Here is an 8934-nt window from a genome sequence, read left to right as displayed (position 1 = left end):
TCCCTTGTGGCAGTAAGCCATTCAGAAACTATCTCCGGAGGATCGTATGTTGGGTTCCCTTTTTTCCATCAGCTCTGAAATCGGTGTTCCGTCCGTCGACGCGCTCTTCGAGGCTGCTCGGACCATCATCGGCGCGCTCTTCGGCCTGAGCTGACACGTCGCAGCGACCTTCCCCCGCGGTGAAGAAAGTCCCTGTTCTCCGACAAGGAGAACAGGGACTTTCGTGCAGCCTGCAGGTGAGCGTTTGCGTGGCGGTGAGTGAGTGACCTACCGGCCGTTCTGTTGATACGCGATCGCTGTCAGCAATCCGACTTCGTCGTTCACGTTTGCGGTGCTGCTGAGCCCGATCTTGTGGGTCGACTGCCCGGGAGCTTTGGCCGGGACAAGAAGTTCGGATTCGGGGGCCTCGACAAAACGTAGTCCGAGGTCGACTAGGGCCTTGGTGGCCGCTGCGATGGCGGCGAATTGGCGAGCGCGAACGAAGGGCGTGTAGGTTCCGCGGCCTTCGACCCGAACATCGGTTCCGAGTTCTTCGATCAGACGTCGGGCTGCATCGAAGATCGGCCGCAGTGCTGCCTTCGGGCCGCTGTACTGCTGGTCGATGTATTGCTCGACGGTCGGCTCCACCCATCCGGACTGTTCGGCAGTCTCGAATGCAATTGCCCACTGCGAATTCTGCGGTACACCGTGCTCTGCTTTCAGCCACTTGCGCACTTCGTTCTGATCGAGCGGGTCGACCCCGGACGTCCGTACGGCCTCAACCCATTCTTCGAGGGTGCGCCCGGTACGGTCGCGCATGGACGAGGTGACTGCGGCCATCATGTCGGAGGGTTCCATGTGTCTGTTCTACCGGTTGTCACTGGTCTTCCGGTTGTCGCTGGTCTTCCGGTTGTCGCTGCTCTCTCGGTTCTCACTGTGCACGGGGAGCTCGCTCAGTCGATGCCGAGCATCGTCTTGAACGCGCGCACGCCGGTCACTTCGACGGGATACGGCGGTGCGACAAAATCTTCGCGGCTGAGGGTGAAGAGACGACGCACGGTCATGCGACCGTCGGCAGCCAACTCCTCTACTGTGCCGTCTGCGCGGTACCCGACTTTGGTGGACACCGTGATCGAGGCGGGATTGTCCGTGAATGCCGACGACACGACGCTTCGTGCACCCAAAGAGTCGAATGCGAATGCGCAGATTGCCTGTCGGGCGAGAGTGCCGACACCCCGGCCTTGGAACCCGCGTCCGATCCACGAGCCGGTTTCACCGGTACGACTTTTGGGAAAGTCCGTCGCGGCGAACGCCTGGCAGCCGACGATTTCTCCGTCGACGACAATGGCTGTTTCGAATTTCCAGTCGGTCATGGTCATCGCTCCGCGGACCGACCAGTGGTATTGGATGAATCTTCGCGACACTTCGTCGGGAGTGCCCACCGTCCAGGGGACGAGAAACGGCATCTGTTCGGCAGGGTGAATGCCGGCTCGGACCAGCGCAGTGAGTTCGGGGAAATGATCGTCGCGCACAGGGAGCAAGGTGACGGGCCCACACGTGATCGTGACTCCGTACGGAGGCCAGATCTCTCGCAGTGGGTCAACCATCGGCTTCAGACCTTCGTTTCGTGTGCGAATCGGGTCACAGTCTGGCATGCCAGGCCCGTCCGAGTGAGCGACTTCTGGTCATCGGGATTCTTTTGCCCTCGCGGTACGGAGTCGTGACATTAGTGTGTGGACGGTGACTACAGACAAACCGGTACGTCTTCGTGAAGGTAGATCGCCTGACAGGCTTTCGCGTGGTGTGGTGGCCGGATACGCAGCGGGAAGTGTCGGTACGGGTGGATTCGGTGTTCTGCCAGGTCTGGTACTGGCGTACTACCTGACCGACACGCTCGGCGTTGCCGCGGCGCTCGCGTCGCTTGTGGTCATTGTCCCGAAAATCGCCGACGTCCTGATCGATCCGCTGATCGGGTCGATCAGCGACCGAAGCTCTCATCGAACTGGTACGCGAGTGCCACTCATGCTCGCAGGCGCTCTGGGACTGCCGTTGCTCTTCATTCTCACGTTCTCGGCCCCGGTGTCGGCCGGCCCAGGAGTCGGGGCGATGTGGGTGCTCGTCTTCTTCCTGCTCGCGGCGAGTGCCTACAGCCTCTTTCAGGTTCCATATATCGCGTTGCCGACCGAGTTGACCGGCGATTACCACGAGCGCACTCGGTTGGTATCGGTTCGAATTGCGGTGTTGGCCCTGACAATTCTGGTCATCGGCGCCGGCGGACCCGAGCTCCGCGATGCTGCCGGAGGCGGAGCACGCGGTTATCTGGTCATGGCGATCGGGGTGTCGGCGCTGATGTGCGGGGCAATGATCTGGGCAGTTCGCGGAGCCGCGCGCCACACGGTGACTCACGCGGACGCGCCGGTCGGCTCGTTGCTCTCGCAGTACCGGGACGGGTTCGACGCGATACGACGTACCCGCGCGTTCCGATTGCTGGTCAGCGTCTTCGTGCTCCAAGCTCTTGCCACCGCCGTGATGTTGGCGGGTGCGCAATATCTGGCGACCTATGTGATGGGCAACGAAGGTGCGCTCACCGGTCTGTTCGTTGCACTCGTCGGACCAGCTCTCGTCGTCATGCCGCTGTGGTACCGGTTCTCGCATCGGTACGGAAAGCTTCGCGGTTACGTGGTGTCTTCGGTTCTGTTCGTCGTCGCCACGGCGTTGTTGACGCTTGCGGCTGTCGACGCGGGTTCGTGGATCTACGGTGCCGTCGCGCTTGCCGGCGTCGGCTACGCCGGCATGCAGGTGTTCCCGCTGGCGATGCTTCCGGACGTCATCGAGGACGACGCGCGAATCGGTGGGCGCCAACGCGGTGGTTCGCTCAGTGGTATCTGGACCGCCGCGGAAACCGCAGGCCTTGCCCTGGGACCCGCGGTGTTCTTGGGTGTACTCGCGGTGACCGGCTTCGTCTCGAAAACTGCGGGCGAGACTGTCGTGCAACCGGAATCGGCGCTGACCGGAATTGCCCTCGGCTTCTCGGTCGTGCCGGCGATCCTGGTTGCGATCAGCCTGGTCGTATTGCGGAATTACCGCACCGAACAAGAATCCACTCACGAGAACGAAAGGTGAACGATGAGTTCCACTCGGGCCGAGGAACTTCAGGGCAAGATCGTCGAGAGCGCAAACCTCGAGAAGAGGGCGGCCGACATCTTGAGTCGGTTGCGTTCGCTTCGCGAGCAGGACGCTCCGACGCACGGAGGCCGGGTTCTGTCGTACGTGTACGACAGCGGCCTCGCAGCGCTCGACGAGTTGGCAGCGGACGCAGCTCGATTGGTTCAGCCGGTCAACGGTCTCGACCCGACGGTGTTCCCGTCCACCGCGGTGATGGAGCGTGAGTTGGTTGCGTTCGCACGCGAGTTCCTCCATGGAGCTTCAGACCCAGCCGCAGATACAGACGCCGGAGGCGTAGTCGTCGGCAATGTCACCAGCGGCGGAACGGAGAGTTGTGTGTTGGCCGTCAAGGCAGCTCGCGACTTCCGTGGGCTCCCGCCGGGTGAGGGTTCGCTGGTTCTTCCGACCACCGCGCATGCCGCTTTCCACAAGGCAGCTCACCTGCTCGGACTGGAACTGATCCTGGTACCAGTAGATCCCACGTCGGGGCGCGTCGGCGCACAAGATATTGCGACGGCAGTTCGGAAAGACACGGTCTTGATCGTCGTCTCCGCGCCCAGCTACCCGTTCGCGGCGCTCGACCCGATCGCCGATGTCGCGGAAGTTGCTCGTGCACATTCGATTCCACTGCATGTCGACGCCTGCATCGGTGGGCTTGCGTTGCCGTGGTGGGGTGATCTGCCACCCTGGGATTTCCGGGTGCCCGGGGTCACCAGCATGTCCGTCGACTTCCACAAGTACGGATACTCGCCCAAAGGCGTTTCGGTCCTGCTGCACCGAGGGCGAGATCTGCATCGCAAGCAGTATTTCGGACTCACGGACTGGCCGGGGTACCCGGTGGTCAATCCCACGCTTCTCGGTTCCAAATCCGTTGCTGCTCTTGCCGGTGCTTGGGCGATTTCGCAAGTCCTCGGGCAATCCGGGTACGCCGAATTGGTGTCCCGGGCGCAGCGGGCCACTCGTGCACTGATCGGCACGGTCGAGGCAATCGAGGGTCTTCGCGTCGTGGGCTCGCCGGTGGGACCACTGTTCGCGGTCGCTACCGACGATTCCGTGCCGCTCGAACGGCGAGTGGATCCGCATCGCTGGGTGAGCGCTGTCGGTGCTCGCGGCTTCGTCCTTCAAGGGCAGCCGGCGTCGACGCAACCTGACGGGACGACGTTGCCTCGAACAACCCACCTCACCGTCACCCCGGTGACGGAATCTGTGCTCGGCGAGTTGACCAGCGCACTCGTCCTCGGTGCCGACGACGTTCGCGGCTCGGCGGCAGCCGAGGCGCCGCCGGCCCTGGCAGAGTTGGCCGGAGCATTCGAACGTGGCGATGTCACCGTCGCCGATGTTCTTGCGTTGCCCAGTGACGCCGTCGCGGCAGCGTTGACGTCGGCGGGGCTGGATCCTCGGGGCTCTTCCGATTCTCCCTTGGACATGGCGGCCGTCCTCGCGGCAGTGGAATCGCTGCCACGTGAGGTCACGAAGAGACTGCTGGTGGAATTCCTCGCCGGAATGGTGGAGCCCTGAACTCGGCGATGAATACCGAAACCGCGATGAACACTGTCCAAAACTCGGACAAATGGCGCGAAAGATTCGCGAATCGGGCGTAAGTTTTCTGTCATCGGCTAACCATCTTTTGTCGGAGGGTTGATCAGTGACTGGTGCCGCGGCCAAGATTTTGACGGTGTTCGAGGAAGTGATCGGGGTTCCGCTTCCGGTTCGCGTGCGATGTTGGGACGGTTCGGAGGCAGGGCCACCGGACGCCGCCGCACAGGTTCACTTCCGGAATCGGCGTGCCCTACGGCGGGTCCTCTACTCTCCCAACGAATTAGGGCTGGCGAGGGCGTACGTTTCCGGCGATCTGGACGTAGACGGCGACATCTTCGCGCTCCTCGACGTCCCGGAACTGGTCACGCGGCTCGGTGAGTCACGTTTGTCGACGTTGCCGCTGCGCTCGATTGTTCGCGCCGCCGGTACTTTCGCCGGCTTGGGAGCGGTGGGTCCACCACCGTCACCCCCGGCGATCGAGATGCGTAGTAAGCGAGGCAAGCGGCACAGTAGATCACGCGATTCGGCGACTGTCTCCCATCACTACGACGTCGGGAATCGCTTCTACGAACTGCTCCTCGGGCCGAGCATGGTTTATTCGTGCGGATACTGGCCGGAAGGTGTCGAATCCCTCGAAGCTGCTCAGTACGCGAAGCTGGACTTGATTTGCCGCAAGCTCGATCTGAAGCCGGGAATGCGACTGCTCGACGTCGGCTGCGGTTGGGGATCGATGGCATTACACGCCGCCCAGAACTACGGCGTCGACGTCGTCGGAGTCTCGCTGAGCAACGAGCAGGTCGAATACGCCAAGGGGCGAGTTGCCGACGCGGGTTTGACCGATCGCATCGAGATTCGGGTGCAGGACTACCGCGACGTCGACGACGGCCCTTACGACGCGATTTCGAGCATCGGCATGTCCGAGCACGTGGGCCTGGTCAATTTGCCGGTGTACACGGCAAAACTCTACGACCTGCTCGTGCCGCAGGGTCGTCTGCTCAATCATGCCATCGCCGCGGTGAAGTCGTTGTCGGACAACGTCGATGACGGTCCCAGCTTCATCGACAGGTACATCTTCCCGGACGGTGAGATCCTTCCTTTGAGTAAAACCATTGATGCGCTGGAACTTTCGGGTTTCGAGACGCGTGACAGCGAAGCGTTGCGCGAGCATTACGCACTGACACTGCGCGCATGGGTCCAGAACCTTCGTGAGAACTGGGACGCATCGGTCTTACAGGTCGGTGCTCCCCGGGTGCGTACCTGGTTGCTGTATCTCGCTGCCAGTGCCCTGGGTTTCGAGGAGCCGCACAGGCTTACGATTCATCAGGTTCTGGCCGTGAAACCAGGGGATCGGGGGGCCAGCGGCATGGCCCGCTCGCGTGACAACTGGTATCGATCGATTGAAGTCCCGCAGATCGAAACCGGTCCGCGCGTCGACTGAGGCCTATACGTTGGATTTCCATGAGCACCCGGAAGGTTGTCCTCGCGGCACTGACGATTTCGGCCGTTGCGGTATCAGCGCTGTTGCCGACCTCGCTGTTGTTCACACCGATGTCGAACGCCGAACCTGTGAACGATTTCTACGATGCGATTCCGGGCGACGTCGGTGATCCGGGTTCGGTGATTCGGACGGAACCGCTGGCTCTGGCCGGTGCCGTCGGCGGAGTGCCTGGTGTGGGGACCCGGATCCTGTATTCGAGTACCGACACCCACGGATCCAAGGTTGCTGTGTCGGGCTCGTACCTGGAGCCGGCTGCCCCGTGGTCAGGAGCGGGCCCCCGCCCGACGGTGGTGATCGGTCCGGGTACGCAGGGCCAAGGTGATCAGTGCGCGCCGTCGAGGATGTTTCCCACTGCCGGTCAGCTCCGCCTGGCGGAACCCGGGAATCCGTCGAACTACGGTGCCGGTGTGGACAGTGTCGGTGTCAACTACGAGTCAGCTTTTGCTTTCGCTTTCCTCACCCAGGGCGTTCGTGTATTCGTCACCGACTACATCGGACTCGGAACACCCGGCGTCCATACCTACGTCAATCGCGCCGAGGAAGCCCATGCGATGTTGGACGGTGCGCGCGCTGCCCGAGCCCTCGCGCGGGCAGGAGAGGACGATCCGATAGCGCTGTGGGGCCACTCGCAGGGCGGCGGCGCCACTGCCGCTGCAACCGAACTGGCACCCGAATACGCGCCTGAGTTGAATCTGGTCGGGAGTTACGCGAGCGCGCCCCCGGCAGACCTGGCAAGCGTTCTGCGTCATATCGACGGTACCGGCCTGATGGCCGCGATCGGTTACACGATCAACGGCGTCCTCGACCGCTATCCCGCCGCCCGAGAGCCGATCGAATCTCGACTCAACGACTACGGCCGGTCCGTGCTCGCCGACGTCGCCGGGCAATGCCTCATCGATTCCCGAACCAAGTACGGGAAGCAGTCGACGGCGTCGTGGACCACAGACGGACGACCACTCGCCGACGTGGTGGAATCGGTACCGGAGATCCAACAGGTGATCGAGGAACAACGCATCGGGTGGCGAACCCCGGCCTCGCCGATTCTGGTCAACGGAGCGCTCAACGACGATTTCATCCCGTACGAGCAAACCCGGCGCCTGGTTCAGGACTGGTGCGGGCGCGGGGCCGAGGCGACGTTGTTCACCGACACCTTGCCTGCGGTGAATCCGGGGAGCGGCAACAACCACCTCGCGCCGGCCGTAGCGGATTTCGGCGTCGGATTGCAGTACGTGCTGGACAGATTCAATGGCAAGCCGATAGTCGGTGCGTGCAACGCCTGAGTGGCCGTGTCACGTAACCACCGTCTCACTTCTAACAGTGGTTGACTGAGCCCGTGAACGATCGACCGCACGACCTTCCGATCAACCCGGTTCCACGGAGCGCCCTGGGTGCCGGGCCGGCGCTGAGAGTGTCGACGGGTCTGCTGCTCGGTGTGGCCGCCGGTGTCGTCACGGCGTTGGTCGGCTACCCCCGATTCGCGTTTCTGATCGGCTGGGATGTGGCGGCGATGGTGTTCACGGTGTGGACGTGGATTCTGGTCTGGCACTTCGACGCGACGCTCACCGCAAGCCACGCAACGCGCGAAGAGCCGGCCCGAAACGTCGCGCACCTGCTGATTCTCGGTGCCGCCGTCGCGAGCCTGGTCGGTATCGCGTTCCTGCTCCTGGCGGCACCCGACGGACATCACTACCAAGTAGTGGCGGCATCGGTTGCAGTTGGCAGCGTCGTGATCTCGTGGCTGGCGGTACACACGCTCTTCGCCCTCGGATATGCACGGCTGTACTACTCCGGCCCCGACGGCGGAATCGATTTCAATCAGGAAGAACCGCCGAGGTACAGCGATTTCGCCTACGTGGCGTACACGGTCGGGATGAGCTTCGCGATTTCCGACACCAACTTGAAGTCGTCGGACATGCGCGCGATGGCACTCGGCCACGCATTGCTGTCGTACCTGTTCGGTTCGGTGATCGTGGCGTCCGTCGTCAACTTGATTGCGGGCCTGTGATCTCTCGAGCCGTGTGACCGATCAAGCCGCTGCACGCCCGATGCTCGAGAGGAAGCCGGCGGCTCCGAAGAACAGGCCGGCGAACACTCGATTGGTGGTTCGCTGCTGTTTGGGGGAGCGCATCAAGGTGAGCACCCGGGCGGCCAGGCCGGTGTATCCGGTCATCACGATCACGTCGACTGCGCACATCGTGGCGGCGATGATCAGATACTGCGGCAGCAGCGGCGCCGACGGGTCCAGGAACTGCGGGAGCACTGCGAGCATGAAAACGACGGCCTTCGGATTGCTCGCGTTCACGAGAAATCCGCGAAGCATCATCATCGGACCGGAACTGCTCGCGGCTGCCTCGTCGGTCTCCACCTCGGTGGGCGCCGATCGCCACTGCCTGATCCCCAGGTAGACGAGGTATGCGACACCGAACCACTTGATCAAGGAAAAGGCCACGGTCGAACTGGCGAGAATTGCACCGACCCCCGCCGCGACAATTCCGATCTGCAGCAACAATCCCAACTGCAGCCGGAAGATGTTCCAGTATCCGCGTCGCAAGCCGTAGGCAAGTCCCGACGACATCGACGCAATGGCGCCGGCCCCCGGCGACAGGCTGATCACCCAACTTGCTCCGAAGAACGCCAACCAGACGTGCCAACTCATGTCGAAAGTCCTTTGATCGGGAAATACTCCCGACAACGAGCACGCACGGGATCAGAAAAGTGTAGACGGACAGTCCTGCTCGCTGCTCGCGACAGTG

8 protein-coding genes are annotated in these 8934 nt (G+C 62.6%); 5 read left to right on the top strand and 3 right to left on the bottom strand.

Features of this window, described 5'->3' with window-relative positions:
- Positions 1 to 267 precede the first annotated feature (267 nt).
- Positions 268 to 837, bottom strand: coding sequence for a DUF5655 domain-containing protein (locus QM609_RS20205; RefSeq protein ID WP_050655341.1), 570 nt, complete (start codon positions 835 to 837; stop codon positions 268 to 270).
- Between the two features lie 95 nt (positions 838 to 932).
- Complete coding sequence (locus QM609_RS20200; protein WP_179090782.1) at positions 933 to 1586, bottom strand: GNAT family N-acetyltransferase; 654 nt, start codon at positions 1584 to 1586, stop codon at positions 933 to 935.
- Positions 1587 to 1710: 124 nt separating this feature from the next.
- Between QM609_RS20200 and QM609_RS20195 the strand changes: the two genes are divergently transcribed.
- From QM609_RS20195 to QM609_RS20175, 5 genes are all read left to right on the top strand, one after another.
- Positions 1711 to 3102 (top strand): MFS transporter, encoded by a 1392-nt coding sequence (locus tag QM609_RS20195; protein WP_042925076.1) that lies wholly within the window; start codon positions 1711 to 1713, stop codon positions 3100 to 3102.
- A 3-nt stretch (positions 3103 to 3105) separates the two neighbouring features.
- Positions 3106 to 4662, top strand: coding sequence for a pyridoxal phosphate-dependent decarboxylase family protein (locus tag QM609_RS20190; protein ID WP_176742016.1), 1557 nt, complete (start codon positions 3106 to 3108; stop codon positions 4660 to 4662).
- Between the two features lie 127 nt (positions 4663 to 4789).
- On the top strand, positions 4790 to 6121 hold the full coding sequence (locus tag QM609_RS20185; RefSeq protein ID WP_042925073.1) for a class I SAM-dependent methyltransferase: 1332 nt from the start codon (positions 4790 to 4792) through the stop codon (positions 6119 to 6121).
- Positions 6122 to 6141: 20 nt separating this feature from the next.
- The gene (locus tag QM609_RS20180; RefSeq protein ID WP_050655342.1) at positions 6142 to 7461 is read left to right on the top strand and encodes a lipase family protein; all 1320 of its coding nucleotides are present in this window, start codon (positions 6142 to 6144) and stop codon (positions 7459 to 7461) included.
- A 53-nt stretch (positions 7462 to 7514) separates the two neighbouring features.
- Entirely contained in the window at positions 7515 to 8186 is a 672-nt protein-coding gene (locus tag QM609_RS20175) for a DUF1345 domain-containing protein (protein ID WP_050655343.1), read from the top strand.
- Between the two features lie 21 nt (positions 8187 to 8207).
- Here QM609_RS20175 and QM609_RS20170 read toward each other — a convergent pair whose 3' ends face one another.
- Positions 8208 to 8837 (bottom strand): LysE family transporter, encoded by a 630-nt coding sequence (locus QM609_RS20170; protein WP_283337363.1) that lies wholly within the window; start codon positions 8835 to 8837, stop codon positions 8208 to 8210.
- Positions 8838 to 8934 lie beyond the last annotated feature (97 nt).

This window comes from Rhodococcus sp. IEGM 1302 (assembly GCF_030056935.1).
Taxonomy (GTDB): Bacteria; Actinomycetota; Actinomycetes; order Mycobacteriales; family Mycobacteriaceae; genus Rhodococcus_F; species Rhodococcus_F qingshengii.
Note: the sequence above shows the minus strand (reverse complement) of the source record. Positions and strands in the feature narration are given on the sequence as shown.

What these genes read in the sequence shown, in the direction of transcription:
- QM609_RS20205 (WP_050655341.1), bottom strand. Translation starts at nt 837, where the DNA reads ATGGAACCCTCCGACATGATGGCCGCAGTCACCTCGTCCATGCGCGAC.
- QM609_RS20200 (WP_179090782.1), bottom strand. Translation starts at nt 1,586, where the DNA reads ATGGTTGACCCACTGCGAGAGATCTGGCCTCCGTACGGAGTCACGATC.
- QM609_RS20190 (WP_176742016.1), top strand. Translation starts at nt 3,106, where the DNA reads ATGAGTTCCACTCGGGCCGAGGAACTTCAGGGCAAGATCGTCGAGAGC.
- QM609_RS20180 (WP_050655342.1), top strand. Translation starts at nt 6,142, where the DNA reads ATGAGCACCCGGAAGGTTGTCCTCGCGGCACTGACGATTTCGGCCGTT.
- QM609_RS20170 (WP_283337363.1), bottom strand. Translation starts at nt 8,837, where the DNA reads ATGAGTTGGCACGTCTGGTTGGCGTTCTTCGGAGCAAGTTGGGTGATC.